This is a genomic window from Kosakonia sp. 1610 (assembly GCF_050435845.1).
Classification (GTDB): Bacteria; Pseudomonadota; Gammaproteobacteria; order Enterobacterales; family Enterobacteriaceae; genus Kosakonia; species Kosakonia cowanii.
The window spans coordinates 60,647-85,323 of record NZ_JBNDKZ010000011.1 but is presented as its reverse complement, the minus strand read 5'-3'; the positions used below and the strand labels follow the sequence as shown (position 1 = coordinate 85,323).

The 24,677-nt window shown below is 56.1% G+C and carries 23 protein-coding genes and 1 tRNA gene; 5 read left to right on the top strand and 19 right to left on the bottom strand.

Annotated features, from left to right (window positions below; all coding sequences use genetic code 11):
* Positions 1 to 372: 372 nt before the first annotated feature.
* The 8 genes from ABIC80_RS21375 to proB all read right to left on the bottom strand — a co-directional run bounded on the left by ABIC80_RS21375 (position 373) and on the right by proB (position 5,963).
* Positions 373 to 612, bottom strand: a complete 240-nt coding sequence (locus ABIC80_RS21375; protein ID WP_199977733.1) for a DNA-binding protein — start codon at positions 610 to 612, stop codon at positions 373 to 375.
* Positions 613 to 681: 69 nt separating this feature from the next.
* Positions 682 to 984 carry a hypothetical protein gene (locus ABIC80_RS21370; protein ID WP_199977731.1) on the bottom strand — a complete coding sequence of 101 codons (303 nt, stop codon included), beginning with the start codon at positions 982 to 984 and terminating at the stop codon, positions 682 to 684.
* Positions 985 to 1,055: 71 nt separating this feature from the next.
* The gene (locus ABIC80_RS21365) at positions 1,056 to 1,340 is read right to left on the bottom strand and encodes a hypothetical protein (protein WP_019105355.1); all 285 of its coding nucleotides are present in this window, start codon (positions 1,338 to 1,340) and stop codon (positions 1,056 to 1,058) included.
* Between the two features lie 150 nt (positions 1,341 to 1,490).
* Positions 1,491 to 1,691: a helix-turn-helix transcriptional regulator gene (locus ABIC80_RS21360; protein ID WP_049594956.1), complete on the bottom strand. Its 201-nt coding sequence runs from the start codon at positions 1,689 to 1,691 to the stop codon at positions 1,491 to 1,493.
* A gap of 326 nt (positions 1,692 to 2,017) precedes the next feature.
* On the bottom strand, positions 2,018 to 3,232 hold the full coding sequence (locus ABIC80_RS21355) for a tyrosine-type recombinase/integrase (RefSeq protein ID WP_429178488.1): 1,215 nt from the start codon (positions 3,230 to 3,232) through the stop codon (positions 2,018 to 2,020).
* A 175-nt stretch (positions 3,233 to 3,407) separates the two neighbouring features.
* Positions 3,408 to 3,483: transfer RNA gene (locus ABIC80_RS21350), tRNA-Thr, on the bottom strand.
* 111 nt (positions 3,484 to 3,594) lie between these two features.
* Positions 3,595 to 4,848, bottom strand: a complete 1,254-nt coding sequence (gene proA / locus ABIC80_RS21345; protein ID WP_429178487.1) for a glutamate-5-semialdehyde dehydrogenase — start codon at positions 4,846 to 4,848, stop codon at positions 3,595 to 3,597.
* A gap of 11 nt (positions 4,849 to 4,859) precedes the next feature.
* Complete coding sequence (gene proB / locus ABIC80_RS21340) at positions 4,860 to 5,963, bottom strand: glutamate 5-kinase (RefSeq protein ID WP_023479003.1); 1,104 nt, start codon at positions 5,961 to 5,963, stop codon at positions 4,860 to 4,862.
* Between the two features lie 294 nt (positions 5,964 to 6,257).
* Here proB and phoE point away from each other — a divergent pair, with 294 nt between their 5' ends.
* The gene (phoE, locus tag ABIC80_RS21335; protein ID WP_042715969.1) at positions 6,258 to 7,331 is read left to right on the top strand and encodes a phosphoporin PhoE; all 1,074 of its coding nucleotides are present in this window, start codon (positions 6,258 to 6,260) and stop codon (positions 7,329 to 7,331) included.
* 134 nt (positions 7,332 to 7,465) lie between these two features.
* Here the strand turns inward: phoE and crl are convergent, their stop codons facing one another.
* The 3 genes from crl to gpt all read right to left on the bottom strand — a co-directional run bounded on the left by crl (position 7,466) and on the right by gpt (position 9,725).
* The gene (gene crl, locus ABIC80_RS21330) at positions 7,466 to 7,864 is read right to left on the bottom strand and encodes a sigma factor-binding protein Crl (protein WP_023479000.1); all 399 of its coding nucleotides are present in this window, start codon (positions 7,862 to 7,864) and stop codon (positions 7,466 to 7,468) included.
* Positions 7,865 to 7,921: 57 nt separating this feature from the next.
* Complete coding sequence (gene frsA, locus ABIC80_RS21325; protein WP_242389984.1) at positions 7,922 to 9,166, bottom strand: esterase FrsA; 1,245 nt, start codon at positions 9,164 to 9,166, stop codon at positions 7,922 to 7,924.
* Between the two features lie 100 nt (positions 9,167 to 9,266).
* On the bottom strand, positions 9,267 to 9,725 hold the full coding sequence (gene gpt, locus ABIC80_RS21320; protein ID WP_023478997.1) for a xanthine phosphoribosyltransferase: 459 nt from the start codon (positions 9,723 to 9,725) through the stop codon (positions 9,267 to 9,269).
* Between the two features lie 256 nt (positions 9,726 to 9,981).
* On the opposite strand from gpt, the gene pepD reads away from it, so the two are divergent.
* A complete protein-coding gene (pepD, locus tag ABIC80_RS21315) occupies positions 9,982 to 11,439 on the top strand; it encodes a cytosol nonspecific dipeptidase (protein WP_263753190.1) in 1,458 nt (485 codons plus the stop codon).
* 41 nt (positions 11,440 to 11,480) lie between these two features.
* On the opposite strand, the gene prfH is transcribed toward pepD, so the two are convergent.
* The 3 genes from prfH to dinB form a co-directional block, all read right to left on the bottom strand.
* Complete coding sequence (prfH, locus tag ABIC80_RS21310) at positions 11,481 to 12,095, bottom strand: peptide chain release factor H (protein WP_139965588.1); 615 nt, start codon at positions 12,093 to 12,095, stop codon at positions 11,481 to 11,483.
* Positions 12,092 to 13,231 (bottom strand): RNA ligase RtcB family protein, encoded by a 1,140-nt coding sequence (locus ABIC80_RS21305; RefSeq protein WP_429178486.1) that lies wholly within the window; start codon positions 13,229 to 13,231, stop codon positions 12,092 to 12,094. Before ABIC80_RS21305 ends, prfH begins: the two co-directional genes overlap by 4 nt.
* 207 nt (positions 13,232 to 13,438) lie before the next feature.
* A complete protein-coding gene (gene dinB, locus ABIC80_RS21300; RefSeq protein ID WP_429178485.1) occupies positions 13,439 to 14,494 on the bottom strand; it encodes a DNA polymerase IV in 1,056 nt (351 codons plus the stop codon).
* A gap of 350 nt (positions 14,495 to 14,844) precedes the next feature.
* Between dinB and dpaA the strand changes: the two genes are divergently transcribed.
* A complete protein-coding gene (dpaA, locus tag ABIC80_RS21295) occupies positions 14,845 to 15,582 on the top strand; it encodes a peptidoglycan meso-diaminopimelic acid protein amidase (RefSeq protein ID WP_023479016.1) in 738 nt (245 codons plus the stop codon).
* Here the strand turns inward: dpaA and ABIC80_RS21290 are convergent.
* Entirely contained in the window at positions 15,553 to 16,320 is a 768-nt protein-coding gene (locus ABIC80_RS21290; RefSeq protein WP_023478998.1) for a class II glutamine amidotransferase, read from the bottom strand. The genes dpaA and ABIC80_RS21290 overlap by 30 nt on opposite strands.
* 140 nt (positions 16,321 to 16,460) lie before the next feature.
* Positions 16,461 to 17,042, bottom strand: a complete 582-nt coding sequence (lpcA, locus tag ABIC80_RS21285) for a D-sedoheptulose 7-phosphate isomerase (RefSeq protein WP_023479022.1) — start codon at positions 17,040 to 17,042, stop codon at positions 16,461 to 16,463.
* Positions 17,043 to 17,279: 237 nt separating this feature from the next.
* Between lpcA and fadE the strand changes: the two genes are divergently transcribed.
* The gene (gene fadE, locus ABIC80_RS21280) at positions 17,280 to 19,727 is read left to right on the top strand and encodes an acyl-CoA dehydrogenase FadE (RefSeq protein WP_312605400.1); all 2,448 of its coding nucleotides are present in this window, start codon (positions 17,280 to 17,282) and stop codon (positions 19,725 to 19,727) included.
* Positions 19,728 to 19,836: 109 nt separating this feature from the next.
* Entirely contained in the window at positions 19,837 to 20,607 is a 771-nt protein-coding gene (locus ABIC80_RS21275; RefSeq protein ID WP_200580892.1) for an amidohydrolase, read from the top strand.
* A 622-nt stretch (positions 20,608 to 21,229) separates the two neighbouring features.
* Here the strand turns inward: ABIC80_RS21275 and ABIC80_RS21270 are convergent.
* From ABIC80_RS21270 to ABIC80_RS21260, 3 genes are read right to left on the bottom strand one after another with little or no spacing between them, the layout of a single operon-like run.
* Positions 21,230 to 22,831, bottom strand: coding sequence for a gamma-glutamyltransferase family protein (locus ABIC80_RS21270; protein ID WP_429178484.1), 1,602 nt, complete (start codon positions 22,829 to 22,831; stop codon positions 21,230 to 21,232).
* Positions 22,832 to 22,840: 9 nt separating this feature from the next.
* Positions 22,841 to 23,716 (bottom strand): ABC transporter permease, encoded by an 876-nt coding sequence (locus ABIC80_RS21265; RefSeq protein WP_200135565.1) that lies wholly within the window; start codon positions 23,714 to 23,716, stop codon positions 22,841 to 22,843.
* Positions 23,716 to 24,660: an ABC transporter permease gene (locus ABIC80_RS21260; RefSeq protein WP_023479449.1), complete on the bottom strand. Its 945-nt coding sequence runs from the start codon at positions 24,658 to 24,660 to the stop codon at positions 23,716 to 23,718. Before ABIC80_RS21260 ends, ABIC80_RS21265 begins: the two co-directional genes overlap by 1 nt.
* Positions 24,661 to 24,677: the final 17 nt, after the last annotated feature.

The window sequence follows — 24,677 nt, the reverse complement described above, 5'->3', positions numbered from 1 at the left end:
CTGGGGTTTCTAATTATTTATTGCTAAGTATCCCTTTCTATTTAACTAAAAAATTTTTTTTGAAAATCCCCACCATCTATGAGCTAACGCTCATGTGCTGACGCACGGCTACGCCCTAATGCTGATATACAAATATTTTTCCTATTGGATCAAAAGCCATTTATCAAAGCAGCACTTGGTGATTGTCGCCAACAATCACTTTGCTGGACAGGGCTTGCCCCTGTTAATGATGGATTTATTCATTAATGATCGTGGCGATAGCCGCTAATAACAAAATGTAAAATTTAAATATTAATAGCCACCAAACTTTCGCAAACACCAACTTTACTAATTTTTCGATAGAACTTAATGAGTATATTTCTTGTAGACTGGCTACTGCCAGTCACATAGTTCCTGTGGTGAAATACCATCTCGCGCCATCAACTTGAGGAGCCTTTTCATCCTCAGATTACGCACCTTCTTTTCACCAATCTCCTGATAATACTCCTCACGCCGCTCCTCTACCACTTTTCGGAACTTCTTCAAAAGCTGATTCAGTGTTTTGATATCAGTAGTAGCGGCTTCAGCTTGGATTTTTTTATACATAAACATAACGTGGAACTCATCAATCATCAGATTTCTCCTGTTATAATAAACGTTGTTTATCTGCCCCTTACGAGGCAAATATATATTCAAAGAAAACTACAAAGATTTGTGAACAAATAAATACGAATGCCTCACCAGCAGATTAGCGATTCCCTTAAGATCAACCTCGTCAACATTTCCATTATTTCCTTCTTTCTGTGTTAAACTCTCAAAGTTATCTTTAATATGCATAATCACGCACATGATAGTTGCACTCATAAAATCATGATCACTAATATACTCTCTTATATCCCCATCGTGATCATTTTGTAAACTGATCCAACTTGCCTCAAACGATTTTTTAGCAAGATCAAGGAACAGTTTTGTAGATTTGTTTTTAACTTTATTATTTTTAGACATAATCAACCCTCACTTTTATATGATTATTTAATATTTAGTTTTTTTCAGCCCCAAGAAGGGGCCAAATAGATTTACATATAGGCTAACACTAATGCTTTGGTATGCAGCGTCATTACCTCCATTCTCACCCCTTCGAAATCGATAAGATAGCGCTTATTTTTGGCTACCCCCTTTTTAGCTCGTTCGATTACTTGGTCATAGACTGTTTCCATATGATGATTATCAGTAAGTAAATTAAATGCTTCTTTGGGCCCTTTTTTGACTATATCCCAATAGATACGGTAATACTCTTTCATAGCTGATAGTAGAAACATCTCAGTAGCGATCCTATCAAAACCATTATTTTTCTTATTCATATATTTTTCCTTTTCTTTGTTTATAGTGTAAAATACCCTGCATTATTAATGCATAAAATATTTTAGTTTCTTATTTTTTAATATTGTAAAAAACACAGCGTTTAACGTTTTACATAAAACCTCCTCATCGCATTAATAGTGTATTGTTCATTAATCAGCGTGTTTACGTGAAAACTGAATAATATTTTCAATCCATTCATCGATTTCACTTTCAACAAAAGCTCTGGCTCTTATTCCAATCTTTATCGGTTCTGGGAATACGCCTCTGCTAATAAGTCGATAAATCCATGCTTTGCTATATCCTGTTTTATTCATCACTTCCGGCAGGCGAATAAGTCTTCTTGTTGTCATATATTTCTCCGTTGTTGTTTTGATGAATGTAGTATCTGCAGATCGCTTATGACGTTCAAGCCTCGGAAAATCAGAATTGAACTTGAATTGAGTGTTTTTCATACAATAACAGATGAAATGGCGGGAGAGCTGTCACTGGGCGGGGTGTAGAGCGATTTAGCAATAAGTGCTATTTACTTTGCTGTTTTAAGGTATTTTATAATTTACATAATAATCAATTAGTTAATCAATATCAGTTTAAATTCTGACTTAATTCTTATCTGCTTTAGCCAAAAAAAAGGGCTATGCCCGTTAAGACATAGCCATTCTTTCATCAGCAGTTATCCTTACCCACGTCGATTAAACGCTCCCTGCACCACATTGCCGCCTTTCTCAAGGCTTGCCATGTAGTCGGCATACCATTGCAGCATCTCACGTCTGCCATCGAGATATTGCGCATGGTTGTAGGTGCCACGGATAGCATTCTTATCCACATGCGCCAGTTGGGTTTCAATCCATGCGGTGTTATAGCCCTGTTCATGAAGAACGGTGCTCATGGTATGACGGAAACCATGACCCGTAACCCGGCCTGTATAGCCAATTCGCTTAAACACCTGATTGATACTGGCTTCACTCATGGTCTTACTTGGATCATTGCGTCCCGGAAACAGTAAAGGAAATTGCCCCGTCATTGCTCTGATCTGTTCGATAATGGCTAACGCTTGGGTAGAGAGCGGGATGATATGGGGACGACGCATTTTCATGCGTTCAGCAGAAATTTCCCATAGCGCTTTCTTGGTATCGATTTCTGACCATAACGCACCGCGCAATTCCCCTGTTCTCAGGCCGGTAATGATCAGCAATCTTGCTGCCAGCACCATCAATTCACTACCAGAGTAGCCCGTAAGGGCTTTAAAGAAGGCAGGAAGCTCTTCGGTGGTCAGGAATGGGTAATGTGTAGATTCATGCCCCTGCATGGCACTGGTGAGATCTGGCGCGGGATTATACTCAGCCCTGCCTGTCACAATGGCATAGCGAAACACTTCGCCGCAGCGTTGACGTACTTTCTTGGCTTTCTCGGTCGCTCCCCTGTCTTCCATCTTTTTCAGCACGTTCAGCAATTCCAGCGGCTTAATGTCTGCGATTGGGCGTTGACCAATGAACGGGAAGACGTCTTTTTTGAAGGCTTCAAGAATGTCAGAGGCATATCCCGCAGACCATTTCTTCACTTTCATGCTGTGCCATTCGAGCGCAATTTCTTGAAAGGTGTTTTTGACCTGCGCTTCACGCTCAACTTTTTGTTCTTTTTTAGCCTCCAAAGGATCGATACCCCCAGCGATACCCTTTCGAGCTTCATCACGTTTTGCTCTGGCATCAGCCAATGACACATCGGGATATACCCCCAGCGCCAATAACTTTTCCTTTCCATCGATACGATACTTTAAACGCCAATAGCGTGACCCGTTGGTTTTCACCAATAAGTAGAGGCCACCACCATCAGCCATCTTGTAGGGTTTCTCTTTGGGCTTGGCAGTCTCGACCTGTCTGGCATTGAGCTTCATCTGGGGGTATCTCCTTTAGACCGAACAGCGAATACCCCCATTGATACCCCCAACTTACCGTAGATTTCCGTGAACGTGAGTAGACGAGCAGAGACAATAAGGGCCGTAACACCACGTATTATAGAGGTTTAAAGGGTGTTTGAGTAGACTTAAGGAGACGTTAAAATAGGTAGGATGGTGCCGATAATAGGAGTCGAACCTACGACCTTCGCATTACGAATGCGCTGCTCTACCAACTGAGCTATATCGGCCCTGCGAGGTGTTCACGAGCGTGAATCACGGGTTAGAAGGTTAAAACTAAGCGGGTGATGCGTCAATGCCCCTGTGAATCAAACGGCTACTTTTGCATCACCCGACTTTATTTACGCACGAATGGTATCGTCGCCGAAACCGATCCACTTATAGGTGGTCAGTGCTTCGAGACCCATCGGGCCGCGCGCGTGCAGCTTCTGCGTGCTGACCGCTACTTCCGCGCCGAGGCCAAACTGGCCGCCGTCGGTAAAGCGCGTTGAGGCGTTCACATACACCGCGGAAGAGTCGACCTCGTTGATAAAGCGGTTGGCGTTGCGCAGGGTGCGGGTAAGGATCGCATCGGAGTGCTGCGTACCGTGCTGGCGAATATGATCGATCGCATCATCGAGATCGGCGACGATCTTCACATTCAGATCCAGCGACAGAAACTCATCGTCATACTGCTCCGCCTTTACCGCTTCAACCTTCGCCGGGCCGCTTTGCAACAGGGCGAGCGACTGCTCGTCCGCATGCAGCGTTACGCCGCTCTCCGCCATCTGCTGGCTGAGCGCCGGTAAAAAGGTGCTGGCAATGCCCTGATGCACCAGCAGCGTCTCGACAGTGTTGCAGGTGCTCGGGCGCTGGGTTTTGGCGTTGACGATAATCTTCAGTGCCGGGGCGATCTCTGCCGTCTCGTCGACCAGAATATGGCAGACGCCGATACCGCCGGTGATAACCGGGATCGTCGACTGCTCGCGGCAGAGCTTATGCAGCCCTGCCCCGCCGCGCGGGATCAGCATGTCGATATACTTATCCATGCGCAGCATCTCGTTGACCAGCGCGCGATCCGGGCTCTCAATCGCCTGTACCGCACCCGCCGGTAAACCGCACTCCTCCAGCGCCTGCTGGATCACTTTTACCGTCGCGGCGTTGGTGCGCCAGGTCTCTTTCCCGCCGCGCAGGATCGCGGCGTTGCCGGTTTTCAGGCACAAGGAGGCGACATCCACGGTAACGTTCGGGCGCGCTTCATAAATCACGCCGATTACGCCGAGCGGCACGCGACGGCGCTCGATGCGCAGCCCGCTGTCCAGCACGCCGCCATCGATTACCTGGCCGACCGGATCGGCAAGTTTGCACACCTGGCGCACATCGTCTGCAATGCTTTTTAAGCGCGCCGGGTTGAGTGCCAGGCGGTCGAGCAGCGCCTCGCTAAGACCATTGACGCGCGCTTCCTGCAGATCCTGCTCGTTAGCCAGCAAAATCGCCTCGGAGTGCGCCTCTAAATAGTCGGCAATCTTCTCCAGCACGCGGTTTTTTTCCTGGCTTGTGAGCAACGCCAGCTTGTACGACGCAGCTTTCGCCGCGATGCCCATCTGTTCCAGCATACTTCTGCTCCTTAACGGGTGATCATATCGTCGCGGTGCACCGCGACAGGGCCATACTCATAGCCCAGAATCTCATCAATCTGCTGCGAGTGGTGGCCGGCAATCCGGCGCAGCGCATCGCTGTTATAACGGCTTACGCCGTGGGCAATATCGCGCCCCTGCAGATTACAAATGCGGATCACTTCCCCACGGGAGAAGTTGCCTGTCACGCTTTTAATCCCTTTCGGCAGCAGCGAACTGCCGCGCTCAAGAATAGCGGCGGTCGCCCCTTCATCAACGGAGATCTCACCGGCAGGCGGTGCGCCGAAGATCCAGCGTTTACGGTTCTCCAGCGGCGAAGTCTGGGCATGAAAACGTGTGCCGACCGGCGTGCCGCTTACCACATCGGCAATCACACCGGGCTTGCCGCCTGCGGCAATAATCGTCTCGATACCGGCGCGGCAGGCAACGTCGGCAGCCTGTAACTTGGTGCCCATGCCGCCGGTGCCGAGGCCGGAAACGCTGTCGCCCGCAATAGCGCGCAGCGCGTCATCAATGCCGTAAACATCTTTAATCAGCTCGGCCTGCGGGTTGTTGCGCGGATCGGCGGTAAACAACCCCTGCTGGTCGGTCAGCAAAAGCAGCTTATCGGCTCCGGCCAGAATCGCCGCCAGCGCAGAGAGGTTATCGTTATCGCCAACTTTAATCTCCGTGGTCGCCACGGCGTCGTTCTCGTTAATCACCGGCACGATGTTGTTATCAAGCAGCGCGCGCAGCGTGTCGCGGGCGTTGAGGAAGCGCTCGCGGTCTTCCATATCGGCACGGGTCAGCAACATCTGACCAATATGAATACCGTAAATGGAGAAGAGCTGCTCCCAGAGCTGAATCAAACGGCTCTGGCCGACAGCTGCCAGCAGCTGTTTTGAGGCGATGGTGGCGGGCAGTTCCGGGTAGCCCAGGTGCTCACGCCCGGCGGCGATAGCGCCGGAGGTAACGATTACAATGCGATGCCCGGCGGCGTGCTGCTGCGCGCACTGGCGCACCAGCTCCACAATATGGGCGCGGTTCAGGCGACGGGAACCGCCTGTTAAAACACTGGTGCCGAGTTTTACCACCAGCGTCTGGCTGTCACTCATGATTCTCTGCCGTTTTTAGAAAAAATAAGAAGTTTATTAGTAATCAAACGTTGTAACAGGAGTGAGCGCGCTTGCCAACCGCCAGCGTGAATCGACCACTTTTTTGTTGCGCGGGATCAGCAAGCGTAGCGGCAGAGTTTGACAATTTTATGGCAAACACAAAAAAACATAACTTTTTCAAATTACTCTTACTTTGTCATAAATGTTTCATTTCAGAGCGTTACAACCCTTCCTGTTTTTCACGGGGCGAGAGCCCAGCGAATAGTGGCGCGTTAGTTCAATCAGGAATTCAAAATGAAAAAGAGCACTCTGGCATTAATGGTACTGGGCGTTGTTGCATCGGCTTCTTCTGTTCACGCGGCGGAAGTCTATAACAAGAATGGCAACAAACTGGACGTGTACGGCAAAGTGAAAGCCATGCACTACTTCAGTGATGACAACAACAACGACGGTGACAAAACCTACGTGCGTTTCGGCTTCAAAGGTGAAACCCAGATTAACGACCAGCTGACCGGTTTCGGCCGTTGGGAATCTGAATTCGCCGGTAACAACGACGAAACTACCTCGGGCCAGAAAACCCGTCTGGCCTTTGCCGGTCTGAAAATCAAAGATTTTGGTTCTATCGATTACGGTCGTAACCTCGGCGTGCTCTACGACGTGGCTTCCGTGACCGATATGTTCCCGGAGTTCGGCGGCGACTCGCTGGCCCGTACCGATAACTTTATGACCAAGCGCACCACTGGCGTGGCGACCTACCGCAACACCGACTTCTTCGGCATGGTGGATGGCCTGGACATGACCCTGCAATACCAGGGTAAAAACGAAAACGGCCGTAACAGCATCATCAAGCAGAACGGCGACGGCTGGGGCACCTCTCTGGCCTACGATTTCGGCGGCAGCCCGGTCACGATTATTGGTGCTTACGCCAACTCTGACCGTACCAACGCGCAGAACACCGCGCTGGCGCTGGGCCGTGGTCAGAATGCCGAAGCCTGGGCGACCGGCGTGAAATATGACGCCAATAACGTTTACCTGGCGACCTTCTACTCCGTCTCATACAACATGACGCCGGTCTCCTCTTCGCTGGGCTTTGCCAACAAAGCGCAGAACTTTGAAGCCGTCGCGCAGTACCAGTTCGACTTCGGCCTGCGTCCGTCCGTGGGCTACGTGCTGACCAAAGGCAAAGATATGGAAAACGGTATCGGCGACGAAGATCTGGTGAACTACATCGACGTTGGCGCCACTTACTACTTCAACAAAAACTTCTCGGCGATGGTCGATTACAAAATCAACCAGATCAAAGACGACAACAAACTGGGCATTGCTGACGACGACATCGTTGCCGTTGGCGTGACCTACCAGTTCTAAACTCTGTAGTGACCCTCGTTATATGAAATGCCCTCGGTTGAGGGCATTTTTTTCCCGTCTGATGGGAGAAAGCAGGTTAATACCTGTTCATGCCCGGCGTGCGAAGAGCAGCCGGGCATTTTTTATCGGGGGTGTTATGCGGGGAGTTTTAACTTCTCTTTGAAGTCATCGGCAGGTTCAAGCTTCAGCTCAAGGGAGGCTAAGAGCGTACGCGCGCGCTCGTGGAAGTCGCGCAGCGTTTTTTCCAGACGGTCGACCACTTCCTGGTCTTTGATAGCGGTGGGTTTCCAGTGCCCCTCTTTGTCGAAGAGCCCAAAGTGGTAGCGATAGGTAAAGCGCTTCTCCTGCGCTTCCATTTCCATCCACCATCCCCAAAACTCGCGTTTTTCCGGCGCGGGTTTCACATTCACGCAAACTGCCAGGCAATCAAAGAAAAAACGGTTTTCTTCGCACTGCTCTTCGCGGATATAAGGTCCTAGCGCAGTAAACTTTTTAATCAACCTGCTTCTCGGATGTCCACTTGGTAACGTCATTGCGATCTCCTTTTGTGATGCAACTGTTTTACCAAATCAATGGAATTTCTCAAAGTATTAACCGAGCTGATGGTTGATCCAGTCAACAATCTTCCTGAGCGCAGCGTCAAAATTGCGATAAACCGGGTTAAACGGGATATCGAGCAGCTTTCCATTGCTTGATGAAGAGGTGATTAAACGCGACTCTGCCTCCGGGCTGAAGGGATCGTTTTGCCAGAAACCGGAGAGCATCGGCGTCGGACAGCGGCGGCCGAGTAACCCCTGCGTTTTTAATGAATAGCGGTTAAGTTCGACGCGTAGCGCCTCATCGGAAGCGTCATGCATGCCTAAGCGGCTGGCGAGCACGTCCAGATACATCTCCGGCACATCGCCCTGGCGCAGCGGCTCGCTGAGCAGGGAATGCACCACCGGCCCGAGGCAGGCCACCGCTTTCAGGCGCGACGCCTCAAGATAGGCCAGCCGCACCGCCACGTTGGCACCAAAACGGAAACCAAAGGCCGCCACGCGGGTATGGTCAATCCACGGAATGTTCGGCAATGCCTGGAGCGCATGCTGATGCAGCAGGCTCGAGTCCTGGGTCAGCTTCCATTTGCTGGAGAAGCCCACCGAGGGCATATCGAGCGTCAGCATGGCAATGCCTTTCGGGGCCAGATAGCGCTCATAGAGGGTGTAGTAATCGATCTGCAGGCCATCCAGCCCGCCGCACATCAGCACCGTCGGAAAGGGACCTTCGCCTTCCGGCATATGCAGAAAGCCGGTGACCGGCGCACCGCCGGGAATAGCGAACTCCAGCTCTTTAATGCTGCCCGGCAGGCGCTGCGCGGCCTCTTCATAGGCGCGGTTGGCCAGCGCCTGCGCCTGCTCGGCCAGGCTATCGCCCTTGATGTGCGGATAGGCCGCGATGCTATATAAGTTAGAGGCGTGCAACCAGTGGCGGCCGCTCAGCGTGCTGTCGGTCTCCTGCATCGCTTTTTGCTGCCAGCTCATCGCCTGCGCGGACCATTCGTAGATCCAGTTGCCGTTGCGGTAGCCGACCACCGTATCGAGCAGCTCAGCGTCGGTGCGCTCGGCCTGGCTCATCACAATGCGCGCCTGCACTTCGAGGATCTCGCGCGCGTCGATGCCGCGCCAGATCCACATCAGCCGGTTGATCATCCGGTACCACTGCGGCACGTTTTTGCCATCCAGCGCGGACTGCACGGGCGGCTGCACGCCAGGGTTAAAGCGGCGCACCAGCGTCGAGGTCTCAGGGTATTTAAAGCGGGGTTTGAACAGCGTTTCGCTAAGATTTGACTGGGGCATGGCGCGCAGCTCCTTAAAATTCACCGGAGGGCATTGTAACCCGTGACGCGCCAAAAAGAACAACGCCCGGCAGAACCGGGCGTGTGTACAACAGGGGGGATTAACGGCCGCTGATTGGCGGAACGAAGGCTACGCCCATATCCCAAGGCTGCTCAATCCAGGTATCCTGCGGGATATCAATCACATAATCATTCACCAGCGGGCGACCGGCCGGCTTGGCGAAGATAGTGACAAAATGTGCTTTCGGGTACATTTCGCGGATCGCCACGGCGGTACCGCCGGTGTCCACCAGATCGTCAATCACGATAAAGCCTTCGCCGTCGCCTTCCGCGCGCTTCAGTACTTTCAGTTCGCGCTGGTTGTCGTGGTCATAGCTGGAGATACAAACGGTATCGACATGACGAATACCCAGTTCACGCGCCAGCAGCGCGCCTGGAACCAGACCGCCACGGCTTACGGCGATAATGCCTTTCCACTGTTCTGAAGGCATTAAACGGGCAGCAAGTTTGCGGGCGTGAATCTGCAACATGTCCCAGGTGACGACGTATTTTTCGCTCATGTGAAGTGTCCCAGCCTGTGTTTTACGGCTTAAAAAGTGTTCGAGGGGGAAATAGGTTGCGCGAGATTATAGAGATCTGACGCGCTAAAAACCAGTGTTACCCGGCATCGCCGCCGCTTTTTCCCCAATCCCGTGCTCGCGCTGTCGCCATAAAGTGGTATTCTCAACCGCATCTCGCAAGAGGGTCTTGCGATTCGTTTATCTAACCCGCGACCTGCACGCAACCTGTTCGCAGGCGCTTTTAAGGAGACTCATCGTGTCTGAACTGTCTCAACTATCTCCGCAGCCGCTGTGGGATATTTTTGCCAAAATCTGCTCTATTCCGCACCCGTCTTACCATGAAGAACAGCTCGCCGAACACATTATGGGCTGGGCGAAAGAGCAAGGCCTGCACGCAGAGCGCGACCAGGTGGGCAATATCCTGATCCGCAAACCGGCCACCGCCGGGATGGAAAACCGCAAGCCGGTCGTGCTGCAGGCGCACCTCGATATGGTGCCGCAGAAAAACAACGACACAGAACACGACTTCACCAAAGACCCGATTCGCCCCTATGTTGACGGCGAATGGGTAAAAGCGCGCGGCACCACGCTTGGCGCGGATAACGGCATCGGTATGGCCTCTGCGCTGGCGGTGCTGGCAGACTCCACCGTGCAACACGGCCCGCTGGAAGTGCTGCTGACCATGACTGAAGAAGCGGGCATGGATGGCGCATTCGGTCTGCAACCCAACTGGTTGCAGGCGGATATCCTGATCAACACCGACTCTGAAGAAGAGGGTGAGATCTATATGGGCTGCGCGGGCGGTATCGATTTCATCACTACCCTGCCCCTGACCCGCGAAGCGGTACCTGCCGGTTTTGAAACCGTCAAACTGACGCTGAAAGGGCTGAAAGGCGGCCACTCCGGCGCCGATATCCATTTAGGTCTGGGCAACGCCAACAAACTGCTGGCGCGCTTCCTCGCCGCGCACGCCGCCGGGCTGGATCTGCGTCTGCTCGACTTCACCGGCGGTACGCTGCGTAACGCCATTCCGCGCGAAGCGTTCGCCGTGATCGCCCTGCCGGCGGATAAAGCCGCACAGCTGAAAACCCTGGCGGATGAGTACCAGGCGATCCTGAAAAACGAGCTGGAAGCGAAAGAGAAGAATCTGGTGGTGCTGGTCGATAGCGTAAGCAGCGACAAAGCGGCGCTGACCGCGCAGTCGCGCGATGCCTTTGTTCGCCTGCTGAACGCCACGCCGAACGGCGTGATTCGCAACTCCGACGTCGCCAAAGGCGTGGTGGAAACCTCGCTGAACGTCGGCGTGGTCACGTTGCAGGATGACAGCGCTGAGATCATCTGCCTGATCCGCTCGCTGATCGATAGCGGTAAAGATTACGTGGTAAGCATGCTGGAATCGCTGGGTGCGCTGGCCGGTGCGAAAACTGCGCCGAAGGGCGGCTACCCGGGCTGGCAGCCGGATGCCCAGTCGCCGGTGATGGCGCTGGTGCGTGAAACCTATCAGCGTCTGTTCAACAAGATGCCGAACATTCAGATTATCCACGCCGGTCTGGAGTGTGGTCTGTTCAAAAAGCCCTATCCGGAGATGGATATGGTGTCGATTGGGCCGACCATTACCGGCCCGCACTCGCCGGATGAGCAAGTGCATATCGAAAGCGTGGGCCACTACTGGACCCTGCTGACCGAACTGCTGAAATCTATCCCGGCTAAATAAGCCTGCTGTCCGCGCCGCCCGGCGCGGACATTTTCCTTCTTTTATTGCGCTTTAAACCCTGGCCCCTTAAAGGTGCGCACCGGGTTGCCGCGTTCTATCTGATGATGAAACAGCCTGCGTTCCGACTTAAGCGCCGCGCGCTCGTCATCCTGCACCTGCTCCAGACGGTGTGAAATCAGCAGCATCGCCAGCCGCTTATTCGCGTGCTGGCTGCGCTCCGACTGCACTTTTACGCTAATACCGGTGGCAATATGCGTGGCGCGCACGGCGGAATCGGTTTTATTCACGTGCTGGCCGCCCGGCCCGGATGAGCGCAGCGTCTCAAAGCGGATGGCGCTATCCTGCAAGGCCGCCTGCGGAATAAACTCCGCCACACCGATAAACCAGTTCTTCCGTGCATGATTGGCGCGATAGGGGCTCGGGCAGATCCACTGCACCGTGCCGCACCAGCGCGCACTCAACGCCTGCGCATTTTCGCCATCGAGTGAGACCAACACCGAGCGGTAGGCGCCCGGCTGGCGCGCCGCTTCCGTTTCGATCACCGCCAGCGACACCTTTTGCGCCTCAGCCTCTTCCATCAGCCGCGCTAACGCTTTACCCACTGCCAGGCAGCACTCATCAGGCCCCTGCGCGGAGGAGAGTTGCAACAGTCTCATTCGCCCGCCCCTCCGCTCACTTTCAGTGTTAACACCGGGCGCAACCGCGCAACCGGTGTCACCAGATCGGCGTCGACCAGGCACTCAAGCACGCTCTCAACCGACTTATACGCCTGCGGCGCTTCTTCATAGATCAGCTGACGATCGCGGCAAATCACCCGGCTGCCGAGCGGCGTGCGTGCCAGCTGTGCCGGGGTGAACTTCCCGGACAAGCGCCCTTTGCACTCGGTGCGCATCCATTTGCGTCCCGCGCCGTGCGCCAGCGAATAGAGGCTCACCTCGCTCACTTTCGGCATCACCAGCCAGCTGTGATCGCCGCGTGAACCTGGGATCACCACCAGGCCCTGCCCGTCCGGCGTCGCCCCTTTGCGATGCAGCCAACCGGCTTCACCGCCCACGGTGCAGGCTTCGACGATGTTGTGCGCCACATCGAGCAGCGCTTCGCCATCGGCGTTGAGATGATCGAGAATGCGCCGCGCAATCAGCGCCCGGTTGATGCGGGCAAAGTTGAGCGCGTCATCGTGCTCGGCAAGATAGTGGCGAGCCGCGTCGCTCCCCTCCACCAGCCCGGCGTGCGAGAAGGCATCGACGTGGCGGCGCAAAATCTGCTGCCCCAGCCCACGTGAACCGCTGTGGGCCAGTAACAGCAGGCGCTGCTCATCGAGGCCGCTTTGCGCAAACAGCGCCGCATCGGTCACGCTATCGACCTGTTGCAGCTCGGCAAAGTGGTTGCCGCCGCCAATCGATCCCAGCGCGGCGCGCCAGGGGTGGTTTTGCCACGCATCCGGCACCGCCTCATCCAGCCAGTCGGCAGAGGCGCTATCGCCCAGCGCGCTGAGACGTTTTTCGACCTTATCGGCGTTATATTTGCGCCGTACCAGGTCGGTTTGCCACAGCGCCATGCCGCAGCCGATATCGTTCCCGACCAGCGCCGGGTAGAAACGCCCGGTGGAGAAAAACGCCGCGCCAATCGGGTAGCCGCGGCCGGGGTGAAGATCCGGCATGCCGACGACGCGCGTCATACCCGGCAGTGCCGCAGTGGTGTGTAATTGTTGGATCGCTGAACCTTCGATCCACAGGTTTTCCGACGCAATATAGGAGATCGCGTCTGAGATATGACAAACAGAGTTGCCCATATACCAATCCATATGTAGAGAAATAAAAGGAATTGGCAGACGAAACCAGGGGCAAGTTTTGGAGAAATTAAGCCTGGAGAGGTCTGCAAAGAGAAATCAGGGCATGGTGTGTCATGGTGAACCTCCTTTGCAGTTAACAGGGAATGAATAAACGCCGGGGATGATAGAGAAGCGGGCGGGAAATTACCACCGCAAATTCTGGTAGGGTTACAGCCCGAGCACCAGTTGCCGCTCAAGCTGCGGGTCGAGCAGCGTGACATGCAGGCCGACAAGACGGACGCCGCGCCCGCCGCGTCGCTCATTCCACGCCTGACGCGCGGTGGCGAGCAGATCTTCTTTATTCAGGCACGGCCAGACATGCTCCTGGGTGGTCTGCTGAAAGTCGTTGAACTTCAGTTTCACCCCCTGGCGGGCGATGCGCAGATCCGGTTTTACCACCGAAAGCCGCCGCTCAAGCTCCGGGTAGAGCCGCTCGATAATCGCCTCGCACTCCTCCCACTGATGAATATCCTCAACCAGCGTGCGCTCGACGCCGACCGATTTTCGCAGCCGCTCGCTGCTGATCTCCCGCTCATCGATCCCCTGGCTGCGCTCCCACAACACGCGGCCAAACTTGCCAAACCGCTTAAGCAGCATGGCGAGATCGCTCTTCTGCACATCTTCGCAGGTGCGCAGCCCCAGGGTCTCCAGCTTGGCCGCTGAGACTTTACCGACGCCGGGGATTTTGCTCAGCGGCAGCGTGCGCAGAAAGGTCGGCACCTCCGCCGGGGTGATCACATATTGCCCGTCGGGCTTGTTGAGATCGGAGGCGATTTTAGCGAGGAACTTCACCGGCGCGATGCCCGCCGAGGCGGTAAGCTGCGTCTCATTAAAGATGGTCTGGCGGATCTCTTGCGCCATCAGCGTTGCAGAGCCGTGGCAGTGCGGACTGTCGGTAACATCAAGATAGGCTTCATCCAGCGACAGGGGTTCAATCAGTGAGGTGTAGCGCGAGAAGATGTCGCGGATCTGGCGGGAGGCTTCTTTATAGGCGTCGAAACGGCCGGGTAACAGTGTGAGGTGCGGGCAGAGTTTTAGCGCCATCCCGGTCGGCATCGCGCTGCGCACGCCATATTTACGCGCCGGGTAGTTGGCGGTGCTGATGACGCCGCGCTGCACGCGGCTGCCGCCAATGGCAATCGGAATGTCGCGCAGGGCCGGGTTGTCGCGCATCTCTACCGCCGCGAAAAAGCAGTCCATATCGACATGTATGATTTTGCGCATGCGTACACCCTCACAGAACACTGGATAAGTATACAGCACGTTTCAGGCAAATGAGAAGCCACCCGAGAAACCGCCGAAAAGAGGGCAATCTGCTGTTTAATTCTCAGCGTTTACTTTCATAATAGCCGTCGCCAAATTGCGCAGGTGGTTGAAAGGCAAAACAGAACACTTTTTGTGCGATGGCGAAAAGACAATCAACAGGATCGACGGGCGCGGAATCACCGCTATTCGGGGCTTGCGAAAAAATGTCGGAGTGCTAAGGTTAGCGCTCAAAACAGAATTGTCCGAATTCTGGGCATCTTTTGCCGTTCTGGCAAAGTCGTATCCGTTTTATCAAGGAAACACGTTGTATGCGCAAAATCGCATTGTTCATTGCGATGCTTCTGATCCCGTGCGTCTCCTTTGCTGGCCTGGTTGGCAGCAACAGTGCCACTAAGCCGGTAAGCAAAGATTTTAAACAGCAGTTGATGGGGTCACCGGTCTATATTCAGATCTTCAAAGAAGAGCGCACCCTTGATCTCTACGTCAAGATGGGCGAACAGTATCAGCTGCTCGACAGCTATAAAATCTGCAACTACTCCGGCGGCCTTGGGCCTAAACGCCGTCAGGGCGATTTTAAAAGCCCGGAGGGGTTCTATTCGGTACAGCGCAGCCAGCTCAAGCCGGACAGCCGTTTCTATAAGGCTATCAATATTGGCTTTCCGAACAACTTTGACCGCGCCCACGGTTATGAAGGTAAATACCTGATGATTCACGGTGCCTGCGTCTCCATCGGCTGCTACGCCATGACGGATACCGGCATTGATGAGATCTTCCAGTTTGTTACCGCAGCGCTGATTTTTGGCCAGCCGAGCGTGCAGGTGAATATCTATCCGTTCCGCATGACCGATGCGAATATGCAGCGTCACAAATATTCGACCTACGCGGATTTCTGGAAGCAGTTGAAGCCAGGGTATGACTACTTCGCGGCCACCCACCAGCCGCCGATTGTTGCGGTCGTGGATGGACGCTACGTGGTCAGCAAGCCGCTGGCGACCTCCGTGCAGCCGCAGCTGGCGTCAAACTATACGCTCACCGAGGCAAAATAACGCCCACTCGCCTGGCATAATCTTGTGCCAGGTTTCGTTCGCCGTTAACGGCTGCGTCGCAATCACGGTGACCACATCGTTTGGTGTGGTCTCACGCTGAAAATCGATCTCCACATCCTGATCCAGCAGCTTCGCGACGCCAAACGGCGCGCGCCGGGTAATGCAGAAGAGATTGGTGGAGCAGAACGCCATCACATAGCGCCCGTCCGACAGCAGCATATTGAACACGCCCTTCTCACGCAGTTCCAGCGCCAGTGTCGCAATGTACTTAAACACCGCCCCCATATTGCCCGGCGTGCGCGGGTAGCGCTGCGTCAGCTTATGCAGCATCCAGCAGAACGCTTTTTCGCTGTCCGTTTCACCGACCGGGCGGAAGTTGCCGGTCTGCAAAGATTTATACCCCGTTAATTGGCCGTTGTGGGCGTAGGTCCAGTTGCGACCCCAGAGTTCACGGGTAAAGGGATGCGTATTCTCCAGCGCCACTTCGCCGCGGTTCGCCTGGCGAATATGGGCAATCACCGAGCAGGATTTAATCGGGTACTCCTGCACCAGTTTGGCGACGGGCGAGTTGTAGCTTGGTTGCGGATCTTTGAAGGTGCGACAGCCTTTGCCTTCGTAGAAGGTGATACCCCAGCCATCTTTATGCGGTCCGGTTCCCCCGCCGCGCTGGACGAGACCGGTAAAACTAAAGCAGATATCGGTCGGCACATTAGCGCTCATCCCGAGCAGTTCGCACATAGTCACCTCCACAACCGCCTCAATCTGAGAAGGCGTTATTGTTGCCGCCCGTCAGACACGGGCAGCGCAGCGATGACCTGCGCCAGACGCAGGAACGTTGAGCACTGCCCAGGCTGAACAGGGCAAATAAAAAGCCTGCTTTACGCCTTAACCATCTCTTTTTCGATCAGCTGAATCAGGATATGGATCACTTTGATATGGATCTCCTGAATGCGATCGGCATAGCCAAAGTGCGGAACGCGAATTTCGATATCCGCGGTGCCGGCCATTTTGCCGCCATCTTTACCGGTCAGGGTGATCACTTTCATCCCCTTCTCACGCGCCGCGGCAATCGCTTTGATCACGTTGCCAGAGTTACCGGAGGTGGAGATCCCCAGCAGCACGTCGCCCTCACGGCCAACGGCTTCCACATAGCGGGAGAATACATAGTCGTAACCGAAGTCGTTGCTGACGCAGGAGATATGGCTGACGTCAGAGATGGCGATCGCCGGGTAGCCAGGACGGTTTTCACGGTAGCGCCCGGTTAACTCCTCCGCAAAGTGCATCGCGTCGCAGTGCGAGCCGCCGTTACCGCAGGACAACACTTTGCCACCCGCTTTAAAGCTGTCGGCCAGCAGCACCGCCGCGCGCTGAATAGCGTGAATATTGGCTTCATCTTTCAAGAAATTCGCCAGCGTTTCCGCCGCTTCGTTCAGTTCGTTACGAATAAGATCCTGGTACATGAGGATATCCTTCAGCATAAATGTAAATAACACTGCGCAGTGTACCGGATAGGCTTTCAGCCGAGAAGCTAAAGCCGCCGCTCCCGCCGCCGTTTTCATTTTCCGTGCGCAAAACGGCCTCAACAATGTGAACCAGGTTGTAATTATTTTGTAAACACATTGCTAAAAGAAATGACATCCACTACAAACAATACATCACAAGTGGTCAGACCTCCTACAAGAAGGGAGCTTTTCGTTATGATGATTTTGAGTATTGTCGCAACGCTCGTTCTGCTCGGTGTGCTCTTCTATCACCGCGTTAATCTGCTGCTCAGCAGCGTGATCCTGCTGGCATGGACCACAGCCCTTGGGCTGGCGGGCCTCTGGTCTCTCTGGATGCTGGTGCCGGTGGCGCTTATTCTCCTGCCGCTCAACTTCACGCCGATGCGTAAATCCTTTATTTCCGCGCCGGTTTTCCGCGGTTTCCGCAAAGTGATGCCGCCGATGTCGCGCACGGAAAAAGAGGCCATCGACGCAGGTACCACCTGGTGGGAAGGCGATCTGTTTCGCGGTAACCCGGACTGGAAAAAGCTGCACAACTACCCGCAGCCGCGCCTGACCGCAGAAGAGCAGGCCTTTATCGACGGCCCGGTTGAAGAAGCGTGCCGCATGGCGAACGACTTCCAGATCACCCATGAGATGGCCGATCTGCCGCCGGAGCTGTGGGCTTATCTTAAAGAGCACCGCTTCTTCGCGATGATCATCAAAAAAGAGTACGGCGGGCTGGAGTTCTCTGCTTATGCGCAATCCCGCGTGCTGCAAAAACTCTCCGGCGTCTCCGGCATTCTGTCGATCACCGTCGGCGTGCCTAACTCCTTAGGCCCGGGCGAACTGCTGCAACACTACGGCACGCAGGAGCAGAAAGATCACTACCTGCCACGCCTGGCGCGTGGGCAAGAGATCCCCTGCTTTGCGCTGACCAGCCCGGAAGCGGGTTCCGATGCGGGTGCCATTCCCGATACCGGCGTGGTCTGCATGGGCGAGTGGCAGGGCGAGCAGGTGCTCGGCATGCGTCTCACCTGGAACAAGCGCTACATTACGCTGGCCCCAATTGCCACGGTGCTTGGCCTGGCGTTTAAACTCTCCGACCCGGACAAACTGCTGGGCGGTGCGGAAGAGCTGGGCATTACCTGTGCGCTGATCCCGACCTCGACGCCGGGCGTGGAGATTGGTCGTCGTCACTTCCCGCTTAACGTTCCGTTCCAGAACGGCCCGACGCGCGGGAAAGATATCTTTGTACCGATTGATTACATCATCGGCGGCCCGAAAATGGCCGGTCAGGGCTGGCGTATGCTGGTGGAGTGTCTCTCCGTTGGTCGCGGCATTACCCTGCCCTCCAATTCAACGGGCGGCGTGAAATCGGTCGCGCTGGGCATTGGTGCTTACGCCCACATTCGCCGTCAGTTCAAAGTGGCGATTGGCAAGATGGAAGGTATCGAAGAGCCGTTGGCGCGTATTGCCGGTAACGCCTATGTGATGGACGCCGCGGCGTCGCTGATCACCTACGGCATTATGCTCGGCGAAAAACCGGCGGTGCTGTCGGCGATTGTGAAATATCACTGTACCCACCGTGGTCAGCAGGCAATCATTGATGCGATGGATATTGCCGGCGGTAAAGGCATTATGCTCGGCGAAGGTAACTTCCTCGCCCGTGCTTACCAGGGCGCGCCGATCGCCATCACCGTTGAGGGCGCTAACATCCTCACCCGTACGATGATGATCTTCGGCCAGGGGGCAATTCGCTGCCATCCGTATGTGCTGGAAGAGATGGCCGCCGCGCAGAATAACGACGTGGATGCGTTCGATAAGCTGCTGTTTAAACATATCGGCCATGTCGGCAGTAATGAGATGCGCAGCCTGTGGCTCGGCCTGACGCGCGGTTTAACCAGCGCCTCACCGACCGGGGATGCCACTAAGCGTTACTACCAGCACCTGAACCGCCTGAGTGCCAACCTGGCGCTGCTGTCGGATATCTCAATGGCGGTGCTCGGCGGCAGCCTGAAACGCCGCGAACGCATCTCCGCCCGTCTGGGTGATGTGTTAAGCCAGCTGTTCCTCGCCTCAGCGGTGCTGAAGCGCTACGACGATGAAGGTCGCCAGGAAGCGGATCTGCCGCTGGTGCATTGGGGCGTGCAGGATGCGCTCTATCAGGCTGAGCAAGCGATGGTCGACCTGCTGGAGAACTTCCCGAACCGTCTCGTGGCGGGCATGCTGAGCTTTGTCATCTTCCCGACCGGCCGCCACTACCGTGCGCCGTCCGACAGGCTTGACCATAAAGTGGCGAAGATCCTGCAAACGCCAAACGCTACCCGTTCGCGCATCGGTCGCGGTCAATACCTGACTCCGAGCGAGCACAACCCGGTCGGGCTGCTGGAAGAGGCGCTGGTTGATGTAATGGCCGCCGACCCGATTCATCAGCGCATCTGTAAATCGCTGGGTAAAAACCTGCCGTTTACCCGCCTGGACGATCTGGCTAACCAGGCGCTGGCAAGCGGGCTGATTAACCAGGATGAAGCGGCGCTGCTGATTAAAGCGGAAGCGAGCCGTCTGCGCACCATCAACGTTGATGACTTTGAGCCGGATGCGCTGGCGACACAACCGGTGATCCACACGCCGGAAAAGCTGCGCAAGCCCGAAGCCGCCTAAGCGCCTGACGGCTCCCCTCCTCCGTCGACAAAACCCGCAACCCTGCGGGTTTTTTTCGTTTTTTAGCGTGCTACAGTGTGCCGATGCTGTCTGAAGGGGAGTCGCAATTGTGCCTGGATTAAAAATTACGCTGTTACAACAACCGCTGGCGTGGATGGATGGCCCGGCGAACCTGCGCCATTTTGATGTGCAACTGGAAGGGATTAGCGGGCGCGATGTGATTGTCCTGCCGGAGATGTTCACCACCGGCTTTGCGATGGAAGCCGCCACGCGGTCGTTATCGCAGGAAGAAGTGATTAGCTGGATGCGCGACAAGGCGCGGCAGACTAATGCGCTGATCGCTGGCAGCGCGGCGCTGCAAACGGATCGCGGGGCGGTGAACCGCTTTTTGCTGGTCGAGCCGCAGGGCGAGGTGCATTTTTACGATAAGCGCCATCTTTTCCGCATGGCGGATGAGCATCACCACTATCAGCCGGGTGAAGCGCGCGTGATATTCGAGTGGCGCGGCTGGCGCATTATGCCGCTGGTCTGCTACGACCTGCGTTTTCCGGTCTGGTCACGTAACCGCGATGAGTACGATCTGCTGCTCTATGTCGCTAACTGGCCTGCGCCGCGCTCCCTGCACTGGCAGTCGCTGCTGCTGGCCCGCGCGATTGAGAATCAGGCCTGGGTAGCAGGCTGTAACCGGGTTGGCAGCGACGGGAATGGTCACCACTATCGCGGCGACAGCCGGGTGATTAGCCCGCAAGGGGAGATCGTCGCCAGCGCCGACGCGCATCTTGCAACGCGCATTGACGCCGAGATGTCACTCACCGCGCTGAAAGAGTACCGCACCCAGTTCCCCGCCTGGCAGGACGCCGATCCCTTTACCTTAGAGTGATGCCTCCCGTAGGCCGGATAAGCGTTTACGCGCCATCCGGCAATATCTCCGCGGCACCGATTGCCGGATGGCGGCTACGCCTTATCCGGCCTACCAAAACGAGCCTAAAGCGACACCAACGTTGCTTTTACCTGCGGTATTACAGCGGCGGTGTTGACCCCCGCTGAAATCGGCGAACCGAAGCGTGAATGACAAGGTCTGGACGCCATGGATGGCGGACAGAGGCGAACCGAGACAGGGACAAAATTGCCGGGAGCAATTTTGAACAGCGCTTGCGCTGGCCCCGGAGGGGCGAGTCCCATGGATGGGACGAGTAAGTCGAGTCGAGCCGGCCGCAGTCAGGCACGCGGGAGGTGAGCGCAGTGCGCAGCACCGATTTCCTCGCGGGGCCGCGGGGATTGACAAGGGGAGCGCGGCCGCTTCCCTTGTCCCGTTCACCGCATAAGAGGTTAATGAAACTCCGCCACGCATGGTGAACGGAACCCTTCCACCCATGCCATATGCCAGGCCCATTGCCGGATGGCGCGTTACACGCTTATCCGGCCTACGGGAACGGCGCTGGTTTGTATGCCGCCATCCGGCAGTCGGTGCCGCGGTATTAATGCCCGGGAGCGGAGCCCCATTAACTCACCAATGCCTGCCCATCTTTGCGGCTCTCGGTGGCAGCAACATACTGCCCCTCCGGCATCCGGTAAATCACCTGCGCGCCGCCGAAATTGTACCCCGCCTGCGGATCCTCAACGGTAATCTGATGCCCGCGATCGCGCAGCGCAGCGATCACATTGTGTGAGAAGGTCGACTCAACAATCACCTCCCGCCCGCGCACCACGCGCCAGCGCGGGGCGTCAATCGCCGCCTGTGGGTTCTGCCCGTGCTGCATAATGCGCAGCGCCATCTGCATATGCCCCTGCGCCTGCATCGGCCCGCCCATCACGCCAAAGGACATCAGCGGCTTACCGTCTGCCCCCATCGCAAAGCCGGGAATAATGGTGTGGAACGGACGCTTACTGCCCGCCAGCGCATTCGGGTGTTTCGGATCGAGCACAAAGCCGCAGCCACGGTTTTGCAGGCTGATTCCGGTCTCCGGCACCACCACGCCCGAGCCAAAGCCCATAAAGTTGGACTGAATAAACGACACCATCATGCCGCTGGCATCCGCCGTGGAGAGATAAACCGTGCCGCTCTGCGTCGGCGAACCGTAGACAAAGTCAGAGGCTTTATCGGGGTCGATCAGCGCCGCGCGGGTTTTCAGGTAGCTGTCGCTGAGCAGCAGATCAGCGGCGAACTCAAGGTGATCTTCATCGGCGATATAGCGATCGAGATCCGCCAGCGCCAGCTTCATTGCCTCGATCGACAGGTGCAGCGACTGCACCGAATCGGGATCGTAACGGCCAATATCGCACTGTTCGAGAATGCCGAGGGCAATCAGCGTCGCAATCCCCTGCCCGTTCGGCGGCAGCTCCTGCACCGATCCACCGGCAAAATCGCGCGACAGCAGCGAAACCCAGTTGGCTTCATGATTCGCCAGATCCGCTTCGCTCAGGTGCGCGCCGTGCTGCTTTGCAAAGGCGGCGATCTTCTGCGCCAGCTCGCCGCGATAGAAGGCTTCACCATTAGTCTCGGCAATCAGCTCCAGCGTGCGCGCCTGCGCCGGGTTACGGAAGATCTCGCCGATTTTCGGCGCACGGCCTTCAGGGGCAAAGCACTCGCTGAAGCCCGGCTGATCTTTCAACTTGTTATAGCCGCGCTGCCAGAGGTGGCCAATCAGCGGCGAGACGGGAAAACCATTACGGGCATACTCAATTGCTGGTTGCGCGAGCGTGGTGAGTGGCAGCGTGCCGAAGCGCTCTGCCAGCGCCACCCAGCCGGAGACCGCGCCGGGCACCGTCACCGCATCCCAGCCAATCTCCGGTACCGCCTCAAGCCCGGCAAAGAGATCCGCATGCCAGCTGGCAGGCGAGCGGCCAGAGGCGTTCAGCCCGTGCAGCTCTTTGCCATCCCAGACGATGGCAAACGCATCGCTGCCGATACCGCAGCCGGTCGGCTCGACCACCGTCAGCGCCATTGCCGCGGCAATCGCCGCATCCACCGCGTTACCGCCCTGCTGCAACATACGCATTCCGGCCTGCGCCGCCAGCGGCTGCGACGTTGCCACCGCGTTTTGGCCAATCATCGGTGCGCGGCGTGAGGCGTAACCGACGCTAAAATCAATCGCTTTAGTCATGCAAACTCCTTAGTCGTGGCGCGGATCGAGCGCGTCGCGCAGCCCGTCGCCGAGTAAATTGAATCCCTGCACGGTGAGGAAGATCGCCACACCGGGAAAAATCGACATCCACGGCGCCTGCTCGAGGAACCCTTTTGCCGTGTTAAGCATGGCGCCCCAGGAGGGGTATGGCGGCTGCTGCCCGAGGCCGAGAAACGAGAGGCTCGCTTCGGTAATGATCGCCGAGGCGATGGCAAGCGTGGCCTGCACCAGAATCGGCGACATCACGTTGGGCAGCACATAGCGCACGATGATCCAGCGGTCCGGCAGGCCGATGGCCCGCGCGCCGTCGATATACTCTTCATTACGAATGGCGATCACCTGGCCGCGCGTCAGGCGGGCAAAGATCGGCATCGCCGAGAGGCCAATGGCGATCATCGCGTTGGTCAGGCTTGGGCCGAGAAACGCGCCGAGGGCAATCGCCATAATCAGAAACGGGCAGGCGAGCAGCGCTTCAATAAAGCGCGAAATCACCCCATCCCACATGCCCTGAAAATACCCGGCCAGCAGGCCGAGCGGCACGCCAATCACTACGGCGATCACCACCGAGACACAGCCCGCCAGCAGCGAGGTGCGCGCGCCCCATACCATGCGCGAAAGAATATCGCGCCCCAGCTCATCGGTGCCGAACCAGTGGAGCACCGAGGGGGCTTTACGCACCGCCATAAAATCGGCTTTGACCGGATCAAAGGGTGCGATCCACGGTGCCAGCAGCGCGATAAGCACAAAGATGCCGACAATCACTGCGCCAAGCACCGCGCTTTTGTTGGCGAGAAATTTCTTCAGCACCCGGTTTTCATTGCGCGGCAGCGTAGCCGCCGCACCGACAGAGGTGAGTTCCGCCATTATTCGCTCCGCATTTTCGGGTTGATCAACACATACAGCACGTCGGCCAGCAGGTTGAGGGCGAGAAAACCGATTGCCACCACCAGCACCACGCCCTGCACCACCGCGTAGTCGCGGTTGAAGACGGAATCGACAATCATCTTGCCGAAGCCGGGAATGGTAAACACCTGCTCGGTAAGCACTGCGCCGCCGAGTAATTCGCCGAACAGCAGCGTTGTCAGGGTGATCACCGGCACCAGCGCGTTACGAAAAGCGTGCTTCATAATCACCGCTTTCGGTAACAGCCCTTTGGCGCGGGCGGTGCGGATGTAATCGGCTTTCAGCACCGCAATCATCGACGCGCGAGTGTGGCGCATCAGCGTCGCCGCAAGGCCAGTGCCGAGCACCAGCGACGGCAGCAGCAGCGTGCGCAGGTTTTGCAGCGGATCTTCCGCAAAGGGCACAAAGCCGGAAGCGGGCAGCCACTGCAAATTGACCGAGAAGATAAGGATTAACAAAATCCCCAGCCAGAAGTGCGGCACCGAGATCCCCGAGATGGCGACGAAGTTGGTGCCGTGATCGATCCAGCTGTTCTTATTCACCGCCGCGAGGATGCCCATGCTGATGCCGACCAGCAGCGCGATGATCATCGCCAGCAGCGACATCTCCAGCGTCACCGGCAGCTTGGCGGCAATCAGATGGGTCACCGGCTCCTGCGTACGTAAGGAGACGCCCAGATCCCCCTGCAACGCGCGGGTCAACCAGTGGAAATACTGCACCGGAATCGGCGCATCCAGGTTCAGCTCCGCGCGCAGATGAGCGATCACCGCCGGATCGCGCTCCTCGCCGAGCATGGCGGTGATCGGATCGCCGGGCAGCAGCTTCTGCAACCCGAACACCATCATGCTCACCAACAGCAGGGTTGGCACCGCGAGCATCAGGCGTTTGCAAATCAGTTCCAGCATGGTCTCTCCTTACGGCT

Coding starts and splice junctions, on each gene's coding strand:
- ABIC80_RS21265 (WP_200135565.1), bottom strand. CDS start 23,716: ATGGCGGAACTCACCTCTGTCGGTGCGGCGGCTACGCTGCCGCGCAAT.
- dpaA (WP_023479016.1), top strand. CDS start 14,845: ATGCGCAAAATCGCATTGTTCATTGCGATGCTTCTGATCCCGTGCGTC.
- lpcA (WP_023479022.1), bottom strand. CDS start 17,042: ATGTACCAGGATCTTATTCGTAACGAACTGAACGAAGCGGCGGAAACG.
- ABIC80_RS21355 (WP_429178488.1), bottom strand. CDS start 3,232: ATGAAGCTCAATGCCAGACAGGTCGAGACTGCCAAGCCCAAAGAGAAA.
- phoE (WP_042715969.1), top strand. CDS start 6,258: ATGAAAAAGAGCACTCTGGCATTAATGGTACTGGGCGTTGTTGCATCG.
- frsA (WP_242389984.1), bottom strand. CDS start 9,166: ATGCCCCAGTCAAATCTTAGCGAAACGCTGTTCAAACCCCGCTTTAAA.
- gpt (WP_023478997.1), bottom strand. CDS start 9,725: ATGAGCGAAAAATACGTCGTCACCTGGGACATGTTGCAGATTCACGCC.
- ABIC80_RS21370 (WP_199977731.1), bottom strand. CDS start 984: ATGTCTAAAAATAATAAAGTTAAAAACAAATCTACAAAACTGTTCCTT.
- prfH (WP_139965588.1), bottom strand. CDS start 12,095: ATGAGACTGTTGCAACTCTCCTCCGCGCAGGGGCCTGATGAGTGCTGC.
- ABIC80_RS21290 (WP_023478998.1), bottom strand. CDS start 16,320: ATGTGCGAACTGCTCGGGATGAGCGCTAATGTGCCGACCGATATCTGC.
- ABIC80_RS21365 (WP_019105355.1), bottom strand. CDS start 1,340: ATGAATAAGAAAAATAATGGTTTTGATAGGATCGCTACTGAGATGTTT.
- ABIC80_RS21305 (WP_429178486.1), bottom strand. CDS start 13,231: ATGGGCAACTCTGTTTGTCATATCTCAGACGCGATCTCCTATATTGCG.
- proB (WP_023479003.1), bottom strand. CDS start 5,963: ATGAGTGACAGCCAGACGCTGGTGGTAAAACTCGGCACCAGTGTTTTA.
- ABIC80_RS21375 (WP_199977733.1), bottom strand. CDS start 612: ATGATTGATGAGTTCCACGTTATGTTTATGTATAAAAAAATCCAAGCT.
- ABIC80_RS21270 (WP_429178484.1), bottom strand. CDS start 22,831: ATGACTAAAGCGATTGATTTTAGCGTCGGTTACGCCTCACGCCGCGCA.
- proA (WP_429178487.1), bottom strand. CDS start 4,848: ATGCTGGAACAGATGGGCATCGCGGCGAAAGCTGCGTCGTACAAGCTG.
- ABIC80_RS21260 (WP_023479449.1), bottom strand. CDS start 24,660: ATGCTGGAACTGATTTGCAAACGCCTGATGCTCGCGGTGCCAACCCTG.
- dinB (WP_429178485.1), bottom strand. CDS start 14,494: ATGCGCAAAATCATACATGTCGATATGGACTGCTTTTTCGCGGCGGTA.
- ABIC80_RS21360 (WP_049594956.1), bottom strand. CDS start 1,691: ATGACAACAAGAAGACTTATTCGCCTGCCGGAAGTGATGAATAAAACA.
- fadE (WP_312605400.1), top strand. CDS start 17,280: ATGATGATTTTGAGTATTGTCGCAACGCTCGTTCTGCTCGGTGTGCTC.
- crl (WP_023479000.1), bottom strand. CDS start 7,864: ATGACGTTACCAAGTGGACATCCGAGAAGCAGGTTGATTAAAAAGTTT.